Here is a 19,335-nt window from a genome sequence, read left to right on the forward strand (position 1 = left end):
TTGGACGGGCTTTTTCATATCTGCTGGTCGGCTCAGTGCAGCGGCAGTTCAACGCCTTCGAAGAGCTCTTCCAGCTCGACCTTGCTGTGGCATTGCACGGCTTTGGCCATCATGTCGCGGGTCAGGTGCGGGGCGAACTTCTCGATAAAGTCGCACATAAAACCGCGTAGGAAGGTGCCGCGACGGAAGCCGATCTTGGTCACGCTGGCTTCGAACAGCTCGCCGGCATCCAGCACCACCAGGTCCGGATCGAGTTTTGGATCGACGGCCATCTTGGCCACGATGCCCACGCCCAGACCCAGGCGTACGTAGGTTTTGATTACGTCGGCGTCGGCGGCGGTAAACACCACTTTCGGCGTCAGGCCACGATGGCTGAAAGCCTCGTCGAGTTTGGAGCGGCCGGTAAAGCCGAACACGTAGGTGACGATGGAGTATTCGGCCAGGGCTTCCAGGGTAAGCTTCGGCAGCTTGGTCAGCGGATGGCCCTGGGGCACCACCACGCAGCGGTTCCAGCGGTAGCAGGGCATCATGATCAGGTCGTTGAACAACTCCAGACCTTCGGTGGCGATGGCGAAATCGACGGTGCCATCGGCGGCCATTTCGGCAATCTGCATCGGCGTGCCTTGGTGCATATGCAGGGCTACGTCCGGGTATTGCTTGATAAAGGCGCTGATCACCGGCGGTAGGGCATAGCGCGCCTGGGTGTGGGTGGTGGCGATGGACAGGGTGCCTTTCTTCTCGTTGGAGAACTCCTGGGCGATCTGTTTGATGCTTTCGACCTTGCGCAGGATTTCCCCGGCGGTATTGATGATGCGCTCGCCGGCTGGGGTGATGCGGGTCAGGTGCTTGCCGCTGCGGGCGAAGACTTCAACCCCCAGTTCGTCTTCCAGTAGGCGGATCTGTTTGCTGATGCCGGGCTGCGAGGTGTAGAGGCTTTGCGCGGTGGCAGAAACGTTGAGGTCGTGATGCGCGACTTCCCAGATGTAGCGCAGTTGCTGAAGCTTCATAAAAATCCCTCAAAGCAAAAAGACAGCCGTTCAGGTTACCGGCGTTTTATATAACCATAATGATGATTGAAGCATTAAATCTAGACCAAAAATTAAAAAGTGCTGCGCTTCTTTTAAAGATCACCGCGGCTGCGGTGTTGCAGCATCGGCACCAGATACACCGGTACTTCGGACAACTGCACCAGGCGCGAGGCGGTACGCCCCAGTGGAATATCCATATCGGTGCCGTGGCTGTGGCTACCTAGGACCAGCAGATCCACGCCGAGTTGCTGCGCTTCATCGAGTATCACCAGCGGTGGATCGCCCTGTACCACGCGCACTGCCTTGATCAGCTCCAGATCATGCAGGGCTTCGCCGATCTCATCGCGGAAACCCTCCAGCACGCGCTGCTCGATACTTGCCATCACCGTGCTCAGGCCGTTGGTGCGCAGGTCCTTGAGTCGCTCTTCGTCCAGATAGGTCTGCAGCACCGACTCGGCAAACAGGCCCATGGGCTCCACGGCGTGCACCACATACAGGCTGGCATTGAAGGAACGGGTCAGCGCCAGAGCGTGTTGCAGGATGTAGGGGGCGTAGAGGCCTAGATCAGTGGCATAGAGAATCGAGCGAATCATGCGGCCTCCTTGACTGCCTGACTGGCGGGCCTGATCTGAGCTTAGCAGCGCCATCGATAAGTCAAAGAAAGCCGAGGTTTTGAGGACGAATGGTTATATACGTAGGTAGGGGGTAAGCGGCGAGGGCGGCTGATCGCCCCCGCGCGGGGACGTGGGGACTAGAGCTGCGGTTCGTTGCTGATGCCGTGTGGCACATGGCCGGTTGGCACAACCTTGTTGGCTTTTTCGCAGTGGCCGGTTTGGTCATCGAAAAACACGTCGGCGCCGAAGGTTTCCAGAATCGCGGCTTTTTCCAGGCCGCCGAGGAAGAAGGATTCATCCAGGCGAATATTCCACTCGCGCAGCGTACGAATCACCCGCTCATGAGCCGGCGCCGAGCGCGCGGTCACCAGCGCCGTACGAATCGGGCATTGCTCTTCGGGAAACTCCTGTTGCAGACGGTGCAGGGCGGCGAGGAACGGCTTGAACGGGCCGCCGCCGAGCAGCTCGCGGGCCGACTGGCGTTCGTGACTCTGGAAGGCTTCCAGGCCGGCCTGCTGATAGACCCGCTCGGATTCATCGGAAAACAGCACGGCATCGCCGTCGAAGGCAATGCGCAGCTCATTGCTGGCCGCCCGCCGAGCGCCGCCGGAAAGGATGGTCGCCGCACCGAAGCCGGCCCGCAGCGCGCTGCGCACATCTTCGGAATGGGTGGAGAGAAACAGATGGCAGCCGAATGCGGCCAGATAAGGGTCGGGGCTGCGCCCGCCGACAAAAGCCGCGCGGGAGATGCCCAGGCCGTAGTGCTGGATCGAGTTGAATGCGCGCAGGCCGGTGTCGGCGCTATTACGCGAGACCAGAATTACCTCGACCCGCTGCTGCTTGAGTGCTGTGTTCAGCGCCAGCAGCTTCTCGACCAGGGGAAAGGCATCACCGGGGGCGAGTATCTCGTCCTCATGCTCGATCTGGTATTGGCGGTAGGCCGCGACGCCCTGGCTTTCATAGATGCGGTGGCTTTCGCTGAGGTCGAACAGCGCCCGCGAGGAGATCGCCAGCACCAGTTTGTCGCCTAATCCCTTGCTCATGGCTGTGTCCTATTGCGCGCGTTGTTCGAGAAAACGCAGGGTCTGATAAAGCATCTCGGTGCGCGACATGCCACAGCCGGCCTGGGCCGCAGCGGCCAACGGCGCGGCATAGATGGCATGCAGTTCCAGTGGGCGCTGCAGGGTGAAGTCGTGGTACATGCTCGGCAGGTAATCCGGCATGCGGTCGGTGGCCGCCAGTAGCTTGCCGGCAAACCCAGCGGGTAACTGATAGCCACAGGCGCCAGCAGCATCCACCACTTCCTGCATGATCGCTTCGATCAGCGCACGGCTGTCGGCGTTGGCCATCAACGCCGTGGTGGCGCTGTTCAGCAGCACGGCCAGACCGTTGTAGGGCACGTTCCACACCAGTTTCTGCCAGCGCGCCTGGTTCAGCTCGGCCATGGCGGTGGAGTCCAGCCCAGCAGCCTGGAACAGAGCGCTGCCTTGTTCGAGGATCTGCTGACGGCTCTCGGCATCGTTCGCCGGGCCTGAGTGATAGCCCAGGTTGACGCTGCCCAGAGCCTGATGCTCGACCACCCCCGGTGCGCTGCGATGGGCGCAGATATAGCAAAGGCCGCCCAGCAGGTGCAGCGAGTCCGGCAGCAGCGGGCGCAGCTCGTCTTCTACGGCAAGGCCGTTCTGCATCAGCACCACCTTGGCGCCGGGCGCAGCGGCCTGGCTGATCAGCGGGGCGAGTTCGGCGTTGCTGGTGGTTTTGGCGCCGATCAGCAGCCAGTCGCACGGCGGCATATCGGCAACCGATTGGTACGCCTGCACCGGTTGCAGGTGCAGATTGCCGTGCACGGCGCTATTGACCTGCAGGCCCTGGCTGGCCACTGCGGCGAATTCGCTGCGCAGCAGAAAGTGCACATCAAAGCCAGCGCGGGCCAGCATCAGGCCATAAAAACCGCCAATCGCGCCGGAGCCGATAATGCCGATACGGGGTGCTGCATTCATCAGGGTAATTCCTCTGCGGGGCGCGACAGGGCAGTGTCCAGCGCCTGAGTAAGTTCGGCAGCCTGCAGACGGCTCTGCAAAGCGCCATAAAAATGACCATCGCGTATCACGAATAACGCGGGTAGATGAAATACCTCATAACGCGTCACTAAACCGCCACTGTTGGCCGCGTCGACCCAGGCCAGGCGCTGTATCGGCAGGGGCAAATTAGGCAGCTCACGGCGCGCCCAACGGCAACTGGCACAACCTATGCTGGTAAATATCAGCAGTGAAGTGCCAGGCAAGTCGAGTAGATGGCGATCTGCATCTAAATCGGTCAGTTCCAGTTCAGTCACTATACTGGCCAATGTGGTATCAAATTGATGGCATCCGAGGTAGTCATAGATGCGTCACTTTCTGCGTCATCCCAGTGATATGCCGGTTGAATTAGTGCTGCGCAAACAGGCATTTGTACCCAAAGAACGGCTCAACAATATCAGCCTCGGCGGTGTGGCTTGCAACTCCAACCGCGCTTTTCGCCGTGGTACGGCCATCGAACTGCGTATTCCGCTGTTCGGCGAGCATGCGCGCTATCCGGGCCTGGTGGCCTGGTGCCGCAAGCAGGAGGGTAAATACCTGGTGGGTATTGCCTTTGTCGATGAGGACACGCTGTTTCGCGCGCGCATGGTCGAGCAGGTCTGCCAGATTGAGCATTATCGCCACCAGCGCGAGCAGGAACTGGGCTGCAGCCTGCCGGTCGAGGTGGTGGCGCAGGAGTGGATCAGCCAGCATGCCGCCGAGTTCTCCCGCGCTAGCCTGAATTAGCCGAATCCTCCCATCGGCGCGGCTTAAGCCGCCAAGCCCATTGTCGAGCCAGGCCTATACGCGCTAAGGTTCGGCTTCCCCGCTGTGCTCATATTGCTGTGCTCCGCCACACGGGGATCGCTGGCGGCCGGCACCCGTGACCTGATGACTCTGACTGATGAATAGCACGATGGCTGATTTACCGATTGATGACCTGAACGTTGCCTCCAACGAAACCCTGATAACCCCTGCACAGCTCAAGCGTGAGATTCCGCTGACCGATGCTGCGTTGCGCACGGTTGCCAGTGGTCGTGAGGTAATCCGCAATATTCTCGATGGCAAGGATCATCGCCTGTTCGTGGTGGTTGGGCCGTGCTCGATCCACGATATCAAGGCCGCCCACGAGTATGCCGCGCGCCTCAAAGCGCTGGCTGCCGAGGTATCGGACAGTCTGTATCTGGTTATGCGGGTGTATTTCGAGAAGCCGCGTACCACCGTCGGCTGGAAAGGCCTGATCAACGATCCATTTATGGATGACTCGTTCAAGATTCAGGATGGTCTGCATATCGGTCGTCAGTTGCTGCGTGACCTGGCTGAAATGGGCCTGCCGACTGCCACCGAAGCCCTCGACCCGATCTCCCCGCAGTACCTGCAGGACCTGATCAGCTGGTCGGCCATCGGCGCACGCACCACCGAATCGCAAACCCACCGCGAAATGGCCTCCGGTCTGTCGTCGTCCGTGGGCTTTAAAAATGGCACCGACGGCGGCCTGACTGTGGCGATCAACGCCCTGCAGTCGGTCTCCAGCCCGCACCGTTTCCTCGGTATCAACCAGGAAGGTGGCGTGTCCATCGTCACCACCAAGGGCAATGCCTACGGCCACGTGGTGCTGCGCGGTGGCAACGGCAAGCCGAACTACGATTCGGTGAGTGTTGCCGTTTGTGAGCAGGAACTGACCAAAGCTGGCATACGCCCGAACATCATGGTCGATTGCAGCCACGCCAACTCCAACAAGGACCCGGCCCTGCAACCTCTGGTGATGGACAACGTTGCCAACCAGATTCTGGAAGGCAACCAGTCGATCGTCGGCCTGATGGTGGAAAGCCACCTGGGCTGGGGCAACCAGTCGATTCCCAAGGACCTCAGCCAGCTCAAGTACGGCGTGTCCATTACCGATGCCTGCATAGACTGGGAAAGCACCGAGAAAACCCTGCGCGGCATGCACGCCAAGCTCAAGGATGTGCTGCCGAAGCGTCAGCGCGGCTAAGTACAGCGGCTGTAACAAAAACGGGCTTATGCGTATGCATAAGCCCGTTTTTTATACCTGCGAATTACGCGTCCTGCTTGCCCCAGTTAAGAATCGCTAGGGTCAGCAGGCCCGCGACAATCCCCCAGAACGCCGAGCCCACCGAGAACAGGGTCATGCCTGAGGCGGTCACCAGAAAGGTGATCAGCGCGGCTTCGCGTTCTTTCGGTTCGCTCATGGCCTGGGTCAGGCCGCCGATGATTGAGGCAAATAGCGCAAGCGCGGCGATGGACAGGATCAATGCCTTGGGCAGCGCGGCAAACAGCGCGGCCAGGGTGGCGCCGAAGATACCGGCGATGCCGTAGAACACCCCGCACCAGATGGCCGCCGTGTAGCGTTTTTTCGGGTCTTCGTGGGCTTCCGGGCCGGCGCAGATCGCTGCGCTGATGGCCGCCATATGGATGCCATGACTACCGAACGGCGCCAGCAGCATCGACGTCAGTCCGGTGGTAGTCAGCAGCGGGCTGGCCGGCACGTCATAACCATTGGCGCGCAGTACGGCCATGCCCGGCAGGTTCTGCGAGGCCATGGCGACGATAAACAGCGGGATACCAATGCTGATGGCCGCCGCCAGGGAGAAGCTCGGCGTAGTCCATTCCGGCACCGCCAGTTGCAGCTCGAAGTGCTCGAAATTGAGCAGGCCGAAAATCCCGGCCAGCACGCTGCCGACGATCAACGCTGCCAACACCGCGTAGCGCGGCAGCAGGCGTTTGCCCAGCAGATAAGCGACCAGCATGGCTACCACCAGTACCGGCTGCTGCTCGGCGGCCACGCAGATTTCCAGGCCGATCTTGAACAGCACGCCGGCCAGCAGCGCGGCGGCGATGGAGGCGGGGATACGCCGCATCAGGCGGTCAAAGGTGCCGGTCAGGCCGATCAGCACAATCAGCCCGGAGGCGAAGATATAGGCGCCAATCGCCTCGCTATAGGGCACGCCGGGCAGGCTGGTTATCAGCAGGGCCGCGCCGGGGGTGGACCAGGCGATCATGATCGGCGCGCGATAGCGCAGCGACAGGCCGATGCAGCAGAGCGCCATGCCAATCGACAGCGCCCAGATCCACGAGGAAATCTGCCCGTTCGTCAGTCCGGCGGCCTGGCCAGCCTGGAACATCAGCACCAGCGAGCTGGTGTAGCCGGTGAGCATGGCGATAAACCCGGCGACCACTGCCGAGGTTGATGTGTCGGCCAGCGGCCGTAGGCGGGCTTGCTGTAGGTCGTGCATCAGAGCAATCCAGTGTCGGCGAAGATGGGGTACAGCGAGGCTACCAGCAGCAGTGCCATACCGATATTAAACACGCGCAAGGCCCGTGCGTTGCTCAGCCAATTGCGCAGTAGGCTGCCGGCGACTGTCCACAGGCCGACGCTGGGGCAATTGACCAGGGCGAACAGCGCGGCGATCAGCAGCACATTGACCACGAAGTTTTCCTGCGGGGTGTAGGTGGTGATGGCGCCGATGGCCATGATCCAGGCTTTCGGATTGACCCACTGAAAGGCTGCGGCCTGGAGGAAGCTGAACGGCTTGCCGGCGGCGTTGCTCTGGCTGTCCGGCGCACCAGAACCGGCAATCTTCCAGGCCAGGTACAGCAGGTAGGCGGCGCCCAGATAGCGCAGCACGCTATAGAGCAGTGGCACTTGCTCGAACAGCTGGCCCAAGCCGAGGCCCACCGAGGCCACCAGCAACATAAAGCCCAGGCTGATGCCGAACATATGCGGCAGGCTGCGACGCAGGCCGAAGTTCACCCCGCTGGCGAGCAGCATCATATTGTTCGGCCCCGGCGTTACCGAGGTGACAAAGGCAAAGGCGATAAAGGCGAGCAGCAGTTCGGTGGTCATGGCGCAGCACTCAGAGGCAGTGTTGCTCAGCCTAAGGGGCGTGGGGCAAGGCGTCGCGGTACAGCGACGCGGGCAATGGGCGTAACAGTTTGAAAGTGTTTTTGGATAATACCGGTACAGTTTTGCCGGTGCGGCAGTACAGTCCGTAGCCCGGATGCAATCCGGGACCGCTCAAGCGGCCCGACATGCGCCCCGGATTGCATCCGGGCTACCCTGGGCTAGGCGTGTTTTTAGCGCCCCGCCAACGCCTGGTTGACCTTGAGCCAGCCCTGCACCGCGTCGTCACCTACTTCGCCGAAGGTCCGCTGTAGCAACCTGGCTTGTTCGCGGCGCAGCGCCTGTTCCAGCTTGGCGCCTTCGGCGGTAAAACCAAGCAGACGTTTGCGCTTGTCGTCTTCGGCGGTAAGGCTCTGCACCAGGTCCATTTCCAGCAGCTGACGCAGTGGCGTGTTCAGCGCTTGCTTGCTCACATCCAGATAGCCCAACAGCTCTTTTATGCTCAGGCCTGGGTACTTGGCAATAAAAAACAGGATGCGGTGGTGCACTCGCGACAGGCCACGGCGCGCCAGCATTTCGTCGGCCTTGGCAGTAAATGCCTGGTAGCCGAAGAAAAAAGCTTCCATGGCGGTCTGCTGGGTGGTTGTGCTCTTGAGGTCAAGCATTAAGGTCAAGCCTATTGACGTATTCGGGTTGATCGTCGTAGTTTCAGGCAAACAGAATTTCGGTCAAACAGTTTGACCTATTTTTATTTGCCTTTGCTACCGGTGATATCCATGGCCTTCTCCGAACGTGTTGCCCGCCTGAAAAGCTCTCTGATCCGTGAAATCCTCGCCGCGGCGCAGCGTCCGGAAGTCATGTCGTTTGCTGGCGGCCTGCCGGCCGAGCCAATGTTGCCGAAGGTCGAGTGGGCTGACATGCCGGCCAGCATGGGTCAGTACGGTATGAGTGAAGGCGAGCCGGCGCTGCGTGAGGCGATTGCTGCTGAAGCGCGTGCCCTTGGCGTGCCGTGCGATGCCAGCCAGGTGCTGATTGTCAGCGGTTCGCAGCAGACGCTGGACTTGGCCAGCAAGCTGTTTATCGATCCGGGTACCGAAGTGCTGCTCGAAGCGCCGACCTACCTCGCTGCGTTGCAAGCCTTCCAGCTGTTCGGTGCCGATTGCATCGCCGTGCCACAGGAAGCCGATGGCCCGCAGATTGATGCCTTGCGTCAGCGCCTGGAAAACCACAAACCGGCTTTCGCCTACCTGATCCCGACCTTTCAGAATCCCTCGGCGGTGCGCTACAGCGAAGCCAAACGCGACGCCGTGGCGGCGCTGCTGGACGAGTTTGGCGTGATCCTGATCGAAGACGAACCCTATCGCGAGCTGGTGTTCGACGAAGGCAGCGCCACGCCGATTGTCAGTCGCCTGCAGAAGGCCAGCTGGATCTACACCGGCACTGTGTCGAAAACCCTGCTGCCGGGCCTGCGCGTTGGCTACCTGATTGCCTCCCCGGATCTATTCCCCTACCTGCTGCGCCTTAAACAGTCGGCGGACCTGCACACCAACCGCATCGGTCAGTGGCAGGCGCTGCAGTGGCTGGGCAGCGAGAAATATCGCGGTCACCTGGCCGAGCTGCGCGACTTCTACCGCATCCGCCGCGATGCCATGCAGGCGGTTCTGGAAGAGCATTTCAGCGACCTGGCCGACTGGCAGATTCCCCAGGGCGGGCTGTTCTTCTGGCTGACCCTCAAGCAGCCGCTGGACACTCGCACGCTGCTGGCGCCGGCATTGGCGCAGAACGTGGCGTTTATGCCGGGCGAACCCTTCTTTATCGACCCGGACGCTCATCCGGGCCATTTGCGACTTAACTTCAGCCACGTCGCACCGGAGCGTTTGAGCGAAGGCCTCAAACGCCTGGCCGAGGTAATCCGTCAGGCGCAAGCAAGCTAGTCCACGGGTTCAAGCAGCTTAGGAGGAGGGCGATATGTATAAGGTTTATGGCGATTACCGCTCGGGCAACTGCTACAAGGTCAAGCTGATGCTGCACCTGCTGGATCAGCCTTATGAGTGGATACCGATTGATATCCTCAAGGGCGAGACCCAGAGCGACGCCTTCCTGGCCAAGAACCCCAACGGCAAGATCCCGGTGCTGGAGCTGGACGACGGCACCTGTCTGTGGGAGTCCAATGCCATTCTCAACTTCCTCGCCGATGGCAGCGCGTTTCTGCCCAGCGAGCCGCGCCTGCGCACCCAAGTGCTGCAGTGGCAGTTCTTCGAACAGTACAGCCATGAGCCCTATGTCGCGGTGGCGCGCTTTATCCAGCTGTACCAGGGCCTGCCAGAAGCGCGCCGCAACGAGTACGAGGAGTGCCATGTGCGCGGTCACAAGGCACTCAAAGTGATGGAAAAGCAGCTGCAGCGCACGCCCTATCTGGTTGGCGAGAACTTCTCGATTGCCGATATCGCCCTGTACGCCTACACCCATGTGGCGGATGAGGGCGGCTTCGACCTGGCCCCGTATCCGGCCATCCGCACCTGGCTGGCGCGGGTTGCCAGCCACCCGCGCTATATCGGCATGCTCGACTGATAGCCGTCGGGTGAACTGAGCGGTGAGAGGCGCTGCGCTTTCTCACTGCTCAGTCGCCAGCTCGCCGTAAAAAGCACTTATCATTCAACGATCTATCTTCTGGCTGGGTCGCGAATGCCATCTGCTGTTCAGCGTTACAAGCGGCTTTTGTCCGCTGCTCTGGCGCGCTACTTCCCTCATACCACTGCCTATTTGCGCGCTGAGCGTGAAGCGGCTGCGCCGTTAAAAAAACCTGCGCCACGGGCGAAAAAAGCGCCTGCCAAGGCTCGATCTGCTAGCGCGAAGTCGCCAGCTAAACCACGCCGCGCTGCGAGTAAACCAAGCACTCAAGGTATTTACGGGCCGGCGATGCTGGCGGTCGAAGCCGCGCACGCTCAGGCCATGCGCGAGCAGGTGGCGCGGGCGGTAATGGCTGGGCTGCTGAGTGCGCCATCGGATGAGCAGTGGGCGATGATTTTTAGCCATCATCCGCTGACGCGCATCTTCGCCGGTGCCGGTTCGGGCAAGTCCACCACGCTGGTGCTGCGGGTGGTGTTTATGCTCTGTCACCTGGGCATCAAGCCCGAGCAGCTGACGGTGATTTCCTTTACCAATGCCTCCTGCGCCGAGTTGCGCGAACAGCTGCTCAAGGTACTGGGCTTCTTCAACTATCCCTTCGATGCCAGTCAGGCGCGCCAGTGCGTGCGCACCTTCCACTCGGCCATGGGTAGCGTGGCCAAGAGTCTGCTGGATAATCCGCGCTGGTTCGAACAGTTAGATGACCCACAGGCGGCGAGCTGCGAACTGGATAACCCGCTAAGCGCCGGCCGCCTGCGACCGGCTCAGCAGCGCCTGCTGAAACAGGCTTATCAGCAGTGCTATGCCGAACAGCCGGCGTTTCGGCAAAAGGTGCACAGTCTGCTGCAGTTGCCGCCGCCAGCCGATACGGGTAAGCGCCTGCCCAAGGCGCCATTGGATGCCTACAAGCTGGCAGGCGAGTTCAGTGCTGCGCCGCTGTATGAGGCGTTCTACGCCCAGGCCGGGTTTGCCGAGAGCATCGGTATTGATGTGTCGGCTATGCAGTCCCAGGCGCTGACTGGTTCGGCAGCTGTACGCGAGTTCAGCGATGCTCTGTTGCTGTTCTGGCCGTACTTCGAGCGTTGCCTGCAGGCGCAGGGACTGATGACCTTTAATGGCGCCTTTGCCCAGCTGACGGTGCGGTTGAGAGCTGGCGGGCAGGGCGTTTCGGCGCAGTTGCTGGCGCCATTCAGCCATCTATTGATCGACGAGTTTCAGGACATCTCGCCGCAGATCGTACTGTGGCTGCAGGCCGTACAGCGTGCCCAAGCCGGGCAGGGCGCAACCGTCAGCCTGATGGCCATCGGCGATGACTGGCAGTCGATCTACGGCTGGCGTGGCAGCTCACCGGAGCTGTTTATCGACTTCGACCGGCACTTTCCCGGTAAAGGCAAAGCCAAACGCAGTGCCGTGCTGACCCTGGCCAACAACTACCGTTCGATTGAGCCGATTATCCGCGACGCCGAAGCGCTGCTGGGCGGCGTGCAACATAAACAGGCAAAGGCCAGTCAGGCGATCAAACCCACCCAGTCGGGCGATCACGGCGTGCGCCTGATCCAGCGTTTCGACAGCAAGGCACGCCTGCCGGAACTGCTCAAGCAGATCAGCGAGCAGTGCGCCTATGCGGCCGGGCGCAACAGCCGTGAGCGCAATGCGGTGCTGCTGCTCAGTCGGCGTAATGAGCCGCTGCAGGCCATCACCGCGCAGCTGGATAAGAAACTGCCGGTCAAGGCCTACACCATCCACCGCGCCAAGGGCCTGCAGGCCGAAGTGGCGATCATCCTCGACGACTGCCACCCGCCCGAACCGCACCCGCTGCGCAATGCGCTGTACGCCTACTCGGGCTTCTTCAGCAACAGCTACGACCAGGCCATGCAGGATGAAAGCCTGCGCCTGGCCTACGTGGCGATCACCCGCGGGGTCAGCCGGGTGTTCTGGTACTGCCAGAAAACCCAGGGCGCAACGCGCATCCTGGCGGGGCGGGGCAAGTAGAAGTTCCCTCTTGGTGTCAGTGCTGCGATGTCGTTGGCAGATTGGCTAAATCACTTTTGCTTATTCACCCAGACGGGATCGCTGCACTTGCCGGCCAAAGCCGCATGCGGGCTGCAGGTTCGCTGCGGATGGCTGCAAATCCCACCATTTCGTCTCAGTAACCCTCGGGCTAGAGCCTTAGAAATAAATTGACGCAACTTCTGCGAGTGGTTAGTTTTGCCTCCTTTCTGTAAATGCTAATTATTCGTATTAGCGTTAGATATGGAGGTTGGAGTGAATGCATTGACGCGTGTCGCTCGTGGGGGCTCCCCGTGGAGCGATATCTATGCGCCCACTTATAGGTTCTATTCCCCCGAAGGCGGGGTTGAGGCCGGCGGCTGTTTCAAGGCCATCGAGACACCGGCAGGTGAGGATGGTCACGGCGTTGAACGGGCGGTAGAGGCGGCCTTTGCCGAGGCAAGGGCGGCGGGCTTGGGCCAGCCGCTGGTGGTTGGGGTGATTCCCTTCGACAAGCAGCAGCCGTCCAGTCTGTTTGTTCCGCGCCATGTTTCGCGCCTGTTGCCAGTCGCACCGCCAACCAGGGTTTGCGGTTTACCCTGCGGCAAGGCCCGGCAATGCACTGAACAGCCGGATCAGGCTGGCTTCAAGCAGGCCGTAGGCCGAGCGGTTGAAGTGTTGCGTGGCGGCCAGGTGAGCAAGGTGGTGTTGTCGCGGTTGTTGCAGCTGGAGTTCGACAACGCACCCTGCGCCGCCACGGTGTTCCAGGGGCTGCGCCAGCAGAACCCCGAGGCTTACCACTTTTCCATGGATTTGCCGGATGGCGGCGTGCTGATCGGCGCCAGCCCCGAGCTGTTGCTGCGTCAACACGGTCGGCACTTCACCTCCAATCCACTGGCCGGCTCAGCCAAGCGGCTGGCCGATCCTGCTGCCGATGCGCTGGTGGCGAAGGCGCTGCTGCAATCGGCCAAGGATTTGCACGAGCATCGCCTGGTGATCCAGGAACTGGATCGCCAGTTGCGCCCGCTGTGTCGCAGCCTGAGCGTGGCCGAGGCGCCTTCGTTGCTGAAAACCGCGCGGCTCTGGCATTTGTCGACGCAGATCGCTGGCGAGCTAGATACGCCTGCGTCCGCGCTAAGCCTAGCCTGTCGTCTGCACCCAACGCCTGCGTTGTGCGGTTTCCCGACGGCGGCAGCCAAGCGTCTGATCGCCGAGCTGGAACCGTTCGACCGCGGCGTATTTGGCGGCATCGTCGGCTGGAGTGATGCCGATGGCAACGGCGAATGGGCGGTGGTGATCCGCTGCGGCATCGTCGAGCACACGCGGGTCAGTCTGTTTGCCGGCGCGGGGCTGGTTACCGCGTCCTGTCCGGAGTCGGAGTGGCTGGAGACCGGCAACAAGCTCGGCACCATGCTCTCGGCCTTCGGCCTGGAACGGGAGGCGCTATGAGTCTGGTGCCGTTCACGCCCTGGCCGGCGGAATTTGCCGCGCGCTATCGCCAGGCCGGCTACTGGCGCGGTGAGCCGCTGACGCAACTGCTTGAAGCCCAGGTGCAGACGCAACCCGAGGCGATTGCGCTGATCTGTGGCGAACGCCAGCTGAGCTATGCCGACGTGGATGCGCAGGCCGCTCACCTGGCTCAGCGCCTGGCCAATCAGGGGTTCGGGCCGGGTGATCGGGGGCTGGTTCAGTTAGGTAATCAGGCCGCGTTCTATATCGTCTTCTTTGCCCTGCTCAAGGCGGGTATTGCCCCGGTCAACGCGCTGTTCAGCCATAGCCGCCTGGAGCTGCTGGCTTACGCTGGGCAGGTGCGCCCGCGGCTGTTTATCGGCAGTCGCCAGCATCCGTTGTTTGCTGATGACAGTTTCCTCGACGAATTGCGGGCCGCTATTCCTGAGCTCGGCACGATGCTGCTCGATGGCGATGCCGACCCTACGCGGTCGCTAAGCGCCTGGCTGGAGCCGGCTGTCGCGTTGCGTGCCTATGCACCGACGCCAGCCGATCAGGTGGCGTTCTTCCAGCTTTCCGGTGGCAGCACCGGCACGCCGAAACTGATTCCGCGCACCCATGACGATTACGCCTACAGCGTGCGCCGTAGCGTGGAAATCTGCGCGTTCGACCGCCACACCCGCTATCTCTGCGCGCTACCGGCCGCGCACAACTTTGCGTTGAGTTCGCCTGGCGCGCTGGGGGTATTGCATGCCGGCGGCGGCGTGGTGCTGGCGGCCGATCCGGGGCCGGCGACCTGCTTCCCGCTAATCGCCCGCCACCAAGTGAATGTCAGCGCCTTGGTGCCGCCGGCACTGTCGCTGTGGTTGCAGGCCGCTAGCGGGAGAGCGGCAGAGCTGGCCAGCCTGCAACTGTTGCAGGTCGGCGGCGCGCGCTTGCCGGAGGCACAGGCACAGCGGATTGGCAGCGAGTTGGGCTGTCGCCTGCAGCAGGTGTTCGGCATGGCCGAGGGCTTGGTCAATTACACCCGTCTCGATGATGACGAGGCGCACGTCTATGGCACCCAGGGTTGCCCGATGAGCCCGGCGGATGAAGTGCGCGTGCTCGACCGCGCCGGCAACCCGGTGGCGGTCGGTGAGATCGGTGCGCTGCTGACCCGTGGCCCTTACACCATTCGCGGCTATTTCCAGAGCCCCGAACACAACGCCCAGGCCTTCGATGCCGATGGTTTCTACCGCTCCGGCGATCTGGTGCGGCTGCGCGCCGATGGCTATCTGGAGGTGGTCGGGCGGATCAAGGACCAGATCAATCGCGGTGGCGAGAAGATCGCCGCCGAAGAAGTGGAAAACCTGCTGATGGCGCACCCGGCAATCACCCACGCGGCGCTGGTGGCGATGCCCGACACGGCGCTGGGCGAGAAGAGCTGCGCCTTCGTGGTCAGCCGTGACCCGGCGCTCAAGAGCATCGCCTTGCGCAAGTTTCTGCGTGGCCTGGGCCTGGCCGATTACAAGCTGCCCGACCGTTTCGAACACCTCGACAGGCTGCCCATGACCGCCGTCGGCAAGGTCGACAAGACCCGTCTGCGCCAGCGGATCGCGGCCCACCTGGCTCCTACTGAATCAGCCCCTACTGAATAAGGAAATCCTGCCCATGGCTATCCCGGCTCTGCAGCCCTACAGCATTCCCAGCGAATGGACGCCAGACAAGGTCACGTGGACGCTTGATCCATCCCGCGCGGTGTTGTTGATTCACGATATGCAGGCGTACTTCGCCGACTTCTGGGAGGCCGACAGCGCCTTCGTTCAGGCTTTGGTCGAGCGGCTGGCAGCAGTGCGTGCGCAGTGCAAGCTGCTGGGCATTCCAGTGGTCTACACCGCCCAGCCCGGCGTGCAAAGCGACGCCGAACGGGCCCTGCTCAATGATATGTGGGGGCCGGGCATTACCCAGCACCCCGAGCGCCAGGCGATCATCGCCGGGCTGGCCCCGGAGCCCGACGATACGGTGCTGGTGAAGTGGCGCTACAGCGCCTTTCAGCGCTCGCCGCTGGAGCACATGCTCAAGGAGCTGGGGCGCGACCAACTGATCATCGGTGGCATCTACGCTCATATCGGCTGCCTGATGACCGCCTGCGACGCCTTTATGCGTGACATCCAGCCGTTCCTGCTGGCCGATGGCGTGGCCGACTTTAACCAGGCCGACCACCAGATGGCGCTGAATTATGTGGCGACCCGCTGTGGCCAGGTGGTTCGCTGCGCCGATGTGCTCAGCCTGGGCCGCGCGGGCGCTCCGGCGTTGACCCGCGCCGCCTTGCAGGCGCGCCTGCTGAGCCTGCTGGATGAGCTGGACGAACCCTTCGATCCCGACGAGAACCTGCTCGACTATGGCCTGGACTCGATTCAGGTGATGGCGCTGCTCAGTGAGTGGCGCGCGCAAGGTCTGGAACTGAGTTTCACCGATCTGGCCAAGACGCCGACGTTGAACGGCTGGTGGAGCCTGATCAAACAGCATGGCGGTGCCGCATGAGGCGCTTGGGAGTCGCCCAGCAGGGCCTGTGGCACGGTTATGTGCTGAATGAAGACCGCGCCATGTTCAACACCGCCGAATGCATCGCCTTCGCCGGCAAGATCCAGGCGCCGCCGCTGCTCGCCGCGCTGCGCCAGGCGGTCAGCGAGTGCGAAGCGCTGTCCGGGCATTTCGTGGTCAATGGCGAGCAGGTGTGGTTCAACCCTGCCGAACTGCCGCTCAGTGTGGCGCAGGTGCAAATACCGGTCGGGGTCGATGCCCAGGCCTGGGTGCAGCAGTGGGGCATGGCCGAGATTCGCCAGCCGTTCGATCTGGAACGCGAGCTGCCATGCCGCTTCACTCTGCTGCAGGGCGAGCAGGTGGATTTTCTCTACGGCTGCATTCACCACATCGCCCTCGATGGCTACGGCAGCAACCTGCTCTATCAGCGCGTTGCCGATTTGTACGGTGCGTCTCTGCGCGATGAGGCGGCTGCGCCTTGCGAGTTTGGTGACTACGCCGCAGTGCTGACTGAAGACGCCGAGCGCGAAAGCCAGGGCCGCACGGCTGCGGCTCGCGACTACTGGTGTGAACAGCTGGGTGCGCTGCCCGAGGCAGTCAGCTTTAGCGAGCGCGTCGCGCCTATTTCGGCGACCTTCCTTCGTCATTCGGCAGCGTTTCCGCCGGCGCTGTGGCAGGCCCTCAATCAACTGGCCGAGGCCAACAAGCTTGGCTGGCCAGACCTGCTGCTGGCCGCACTGTCGGCACAGCTGCGCCAGGTCAGCGGCAGCGCCGCCCAGGTGCTCGGTCTGATGGTGATGAACCGCATGGGTTCGGCCTCCTTCAACGTGCCCTGCATGCAGATGAACATCGCACCGCTGTGCCTCGATCTGAGCGATCAGGCCAATCTGCTAGAAGCCGCGCAGAGCATCGGCAAGCTGCGCCGCAGCAGCCGCAAGCATCAGCACTACCGCTACGAGTCACTGCGCCGCGATCTCGCTCGGGTCGGTGGCGAGCAGCGCCTGTTCGGCCCGCTGATCAATATCATGCCGTTCGACCGGCCGCAGACCTTCGGTGACTGTCCGGCGCGCACCCTGAGCCTGAGCGCCGGTCCGGTGGAAGACCTGACCCTGGAAGTGCACCTGGGGGCTAACGGCGTGCCGCTGCTGGATTACGACGCCAACCCGGCGTGCTACAGCCAGGCGCAGGTGCGCGCGCTGCAGGAGGAATTGTTCAGCCTGCTGGCCGCCTGGTTGCAGGCCCCGCAACAGCCGCGTGATCAGTTGTTGAGCGCCTGGAGCGCGCAGTACCGCGCGCAGCATCTGCTCAGCGCGCCGACCGCCGAGCAGGTCGCCATGGCCGAGGTCGGCAGCGTGCTACAGGCCATTCGCGCCCAGGCCGAACGCCAGCCGCAGCACCTGGCGCTGTGCCAGGGCGAGCGCAGGCTTACCTACGGCGAATTGCAAACGCAGGCCGAAACCATCGCCGCCGCCTTGAGTGAACGTGGCGTACAGCCGGGCGAGCGGGTCGGGGTGATGCTCAGTCGCAGCCCCGAGGCGATTGTCGTTCAGCTCGGCGTGCTGTTGGCGGGGGCGGTGTATGTGCCGCTCGATCCGGAGCAGCCTGGCGAACGCCAGCGGCTGATCTGCACCACCGCGCAGCTGGCGCTGGTGGTTACCGAGGCGGCGTTCCGCCATCGCCTGGCCGATAGCTACAGCGGCCCGATCGAACTGGCTGGCGTGCTGCACAGCGCCAATCGCCTCTGCGCGCCACGTCAGGGCGAGGCGGCGGCCTACCTGATGTTTACCTCCGGCTCCACCGGTACGCCCAAGGGTGTGGAAATCAGCCATCGCGCGCTGGACCACTTTATCCAGGCGGCGCGCCTGCGCTATGGCGTGGATGCCTCGGACCGCATGCTGCAGTTCGCCCCGTTCAACTTCGACGCCAGCATTGAGGAGGTATTTGTCAGCCTCAGCGCCGGCGCGACGCTGGTGCTGCGTACCGATGCGCTGCTGGAGTCGATCAGCGCCTTTGTCGAGGGTCTCGAGCAACTGGCAATCAGTGTGCTCGACCTGCCGACCGCCTTCTGGAACGAGTGGGTGGTGGCCCTGCGCGCCGACCTGGTACAGGTGCCGGGTGGGTTGAAGAGCGTGATCATCGGCGGCGAGGCGGTCTATCCCGAACAGCTGACGGCCTGGCAGCGCATGGCCCCGCCAGCGATTCGCCTGATCAACACCTATGGCCCGACCGAAACCACGGTGGTGGCGACTACCTGCGATCTGCAAGGCGTCGCGCCGGCCAGCGATAGCCTAACGAGTAGCGCCAACCTGCCGATTGGTCAGCCGCTGGCCGCCGTCACGGCGCTGGTGCTGGGCCGTGGCGAACGTCCGGCCGAGGAGGGCGAGCTGGTGCTGTGCGGCGCGCAGTTAGCCAACGGCTACCTTGGCAGCGATTCGCAAGCCTTTGCCAGCTTGCTGATTGGCGCGCAACAGACACAGGTCTACCGCACTGGTGACCGGGTGCGGATAGAGGAAGGCCGGCTGGTTTACCTCGGCCGTCTGGATAACGAGTTCAAGATCAGCGGCTATCGCATCCAGCCCGGCGAAGTCGAGTCGCGCCTGCTGGCCTTGAGTGGCGTCGATGAGGCCTGCGTGCAGGGCCTGGAACTGGGCGGTGGGCTGCGCCGGCTGGTGGCCTTTATCAGTGGTCCGCGGGATGACGTGCGCGGCATTCGCCAGGAACTGAGCAAGCTGCTGCCGGCGGCCATGGTGCCGACCGACTACCGGCACTACCCGGCGTTGCCGCGCACCGCCACCAATAAGCTCGACCGCAAGCGCCTGCAAACGGAGTACCTGCAAGGCTCACGCGAGCAGGCGCTGGACGATGAGACCCAGCAACGGGTGCGCAGCATCTGGCAGCAGATTCTCGGCGTCAATGCGATTCAGGCCGCGGACAACTTTTTCGAGCTGGGCGGGCAGTCGCTGCAGACCATCCAGATCGTTAACCGCCTGGCCAGTGAGTTCGGCACGGCGGTGAAGGTCTCCGATGTTTTCGATCACCCGCGTCTGGCTGACTTCTGCCACTTCCTCGACAGCCGCGTGCTGCAGGGCGAGGCGCAGGTGGAACAGGTTTGGTAAGAACCTATTCACGATCTGCTGCGCGTCGGCGCTACTGCGTTAAAAACAAGCTCGGAATGCTCATTTACC

At 62.5% G+C, this 19,335-nt stretch carries 17 protein-coding genes; 9 read left to right on the forward strand and 8 right to left on the reverse strand.

Annotated elements, in window-relative coordinates:
- Window positions 1-32 precede the first annotated feature (32 nt).
- The 5 genes from cysB to Q8O69_RS10085 form a co-directional block, all read right to left on the reverse strand.
- Entirely contained in the window at window positions 33-1,007 is a 975-nt protein-coding gene (gene cysB / locus Q8O69_RS10065) for an HTH-type transcriptional regulator CysB (protein WP_275961493.1), read from the reverse strand.
- A gap of 113 nt (window positions 1,008-1,120) precedes the next feature.
- Window positions 1,121-1,621: a universal stress protein gene (locus Q8O69_RS10070; RefSeq protein WP_305591754.1), complete on the reverse strand. Its 501-nt coding sequence runs from the start codon at window positions 1,619-1,621 to the stop codon at window positions 1,121-1,123.
- A gap of 158 nt (window positions 1,622-1,779) precedes the next feature.
- Entirely contained in the window at window positions 1,780-2,685 is a 906-nt protein-coding gene (locus Q8O69_RS10075) for a 5'-nucleotidase (protein WP_305591756.1), read from the reverse strand.
- 9 nt (window positions 2,686-2,694) lie between these two features.
- Window positions 2,695-3,642, reverse strand: coding sequence for a putative 2-dehydropantoate 2-reductase (locus Q8O69_RS10080; RefSeq protein WP_305591758.1), 948 nt, complete (start codon window positions 3,640-3,642; stop codon window positions 2,695-2,697).
- Window positions 3,642-4,028: a thioredoxin gene (locus tag Q8O69_RS10085; RefSeq protein WP_305591811.1), complete on the reverse strand. Its 387-nt coding sequence runs from the start codon at window positions 4,026-4,028 to the stop codon at window positions 3,642-3,644. Before Q8O69_RS10085 ends, Q8O69_RS10080 begins: the two co-directional genes overlap by 1 nt.
- Between Q8O69_RS10085 and Q8O69_RS10090 the strand changes: the two genes are divergently transcribed.
- Both Q8O69_RS10090 and Q8O69_RS10095 read left to right on the forward strand, forming a co-directional pair.
- The gene (locus Q8O69_RS10090; RefSeq protein ID WP_275961496.1) at window positions 4,027-4,446 is read left to right on the forward strand and encodes a PilZ domain-containing protein; all 420 of its coding nucleotides are present in this window, start codon (window positions 4,027-4,029) and stop codon (window positions 4,444-4,446) included. The two genes, Q8O69_RS10085 and Q8O69_RS10090, sit on opposite strands and share 2 nt — an antisense overlap.
- A 169-nt stretch (window positions 4,447-4,615) precedes the next feature.
- Entirely contained in the window at window positions 4,616-5,692 is a 1,077-nt protein-coding gene (locus tag Q8O69_RS10095) for a 3-deoxy-7-phosphoheptulonate synthase (protein ID WP_305591813.1), read from the forward strand.
- Between the two features lie 64 nt (window positions 5,693-5,756).
- Here the strand turns inward: Q8O69_RS10095 and Q8O69_RS10100 are convergent, their stop codons facing one another.
- From Q8O69_RS10100 to Q8O69_RS10110, 3 genes are all read right to left on the reverse strand, one after another.
- A complete protein-coding gene (locus tag Q8O69_RS10100) occupies window positions 5,757-6,953 on the reverse strand; it encodes a benzoate/H(+) symporter BenE family transporter (RefSeq protein ID WP_305591760.1) in 1,197 nt (398 codons plus the stop codon).
- Entirely contained in the window at window positions 6,953-7,564 is a 612-nt protein-coding gene (locus tag Q8O69_RS10105; RefSeq protein WP_305591762.1) for a LysE family translocator, read from the reverse strand. Before Q8O69_RS10105 ends, Q8O69_RS10100 begins: the two co-directional genes overlap by 1 nt.
- Before the next feature lie 230 nt (window positions 7,565-7,794).
- Window positions 7,795-8,226 carry a MarR family winged helix-turn-helix transcriptional regulator gene (locus Q8O69_RS10110; protein ID WP_275961499.1) on the reverse strand — a complete coding sequence of 144 codons (432 nt, stop codon included), beginning with the start codon at window positions 8,224-8,226 and terminating at the stop codon, window positions 7,795-7,797.
- Between the two features lie 111 nt (window positions 8,227-8,337).
- Here Q8O69_RS10110 and Q8O69_RS10115 point away from each other — a divergent pair, with 111 nt between their 5' ends.
- From Q8O69_RS10115 to Q8O69_RS10145, 7 genes are all read left to right on the forward strand, one after another.
- Window positions 8,338-9,495 (forward strand): PLP-dependent aminotransferase family protein, encoded by a 1,158-nt coding sequence (locus Q8O69_RS10115; protein WP_305591764.1) that lies wholly within the window; start codon window positions 8,338-8,340, stop codon window positions 9,493-9,495.
- 34 nt (window positions 9,496-9,529) lie between these two features.
- Window positions 9,530-10,132 (forward strand): glutathione S-transferase family protein, encoded by a 603-nt coding sequence (locus Q8O69_RS10120; RefSeq protein ID WP_305591766.1) that lies wholly within the window; start codon window positions 9,530-9,532, stop codon window positions 10,130-10,132.
- Window positions 10,133-10,246: 114 nt separating this feature from the next.
- Window positions 10,247-12,181 carry a UvrD-helicase domain-containing protein gene (locus tag Q8O69_RS10125; RefSeq protein WP_305591768.1) on the forward strand — a complete coding sequence of 645 codons (1,935 nt, stop codon included), beginning with the start codon at window positions 10,247-10,249 and terminating at the stop codon, window positions 12,179-12,181.
- Window positions 12,182-12,454: 273 nt separating this feature from the next.
- A complete protein-coding gene (locus Q8O69_RS10130) occupies window positions 12,455-13,627 on the forward strand; it encodes an isochorismate synthase MenF (RefSeq protein ID WP_305591770.1) in 1,173 nt (390 codons plus the stop codon).
- A complete protein-coding gene (locus Q8O69_RS10135) occupies window positions 13,624-15,264 on the forward strand; it encodes a (2,3-dihydroxybenzoyl)adenylate synthase (protein WP_305591772.1) in 1,641 nt (546 codons plus the stop codon). Before Q8O69_RS10130 ends, Q8O69_RS10135 begins: the two co-directional genes overlap by 4 nt.
- Window positions 15,265-15,277: 13 nt before the next feature.
- Window positions 15,278-16,150: an isochorismatase family protein gene (locus tag Q8O69_RS10140; RefSeq protein ID WP_305591774.1), complete on the forward strand. Its 873-nt coding sequence runs from the start codon at window positions 15,278-15,280 to the stop codon at window positions 16,148-16,150.
- Window positions 16,147-19,266 carry an amino acid adenylation domain-containing protein gene (locus tag Q8O69_RS10145; protein ID WP_305591776.1) on the forward strand — a complete coding sequence of 1,040 codons (3,120 nt, stop codon included), beginning with the start codon at window positions 16,147-16,149 and terminating at the stop codon, window positions 19,264-19,266. The genes Q8O69_RS10140 and Q8O69_RS10145 overlap by 4 nt, the downstream gene beginning before the upstream one ends.
- The last annotated feature ends 69 nt before the right edge of the window (window positions 19,267-19,335 follow it).

This window comes from Pseudomonas sp. (assembly GCF_030690725.1).
In the GTDB taxonomy this organism is placed as follows: domain Bacteria; phylum Pseudomonadota; class Gammaproteobacteria; order Pseudomonadales; family Pseudomonadaceae; genus Aquipseudomonas.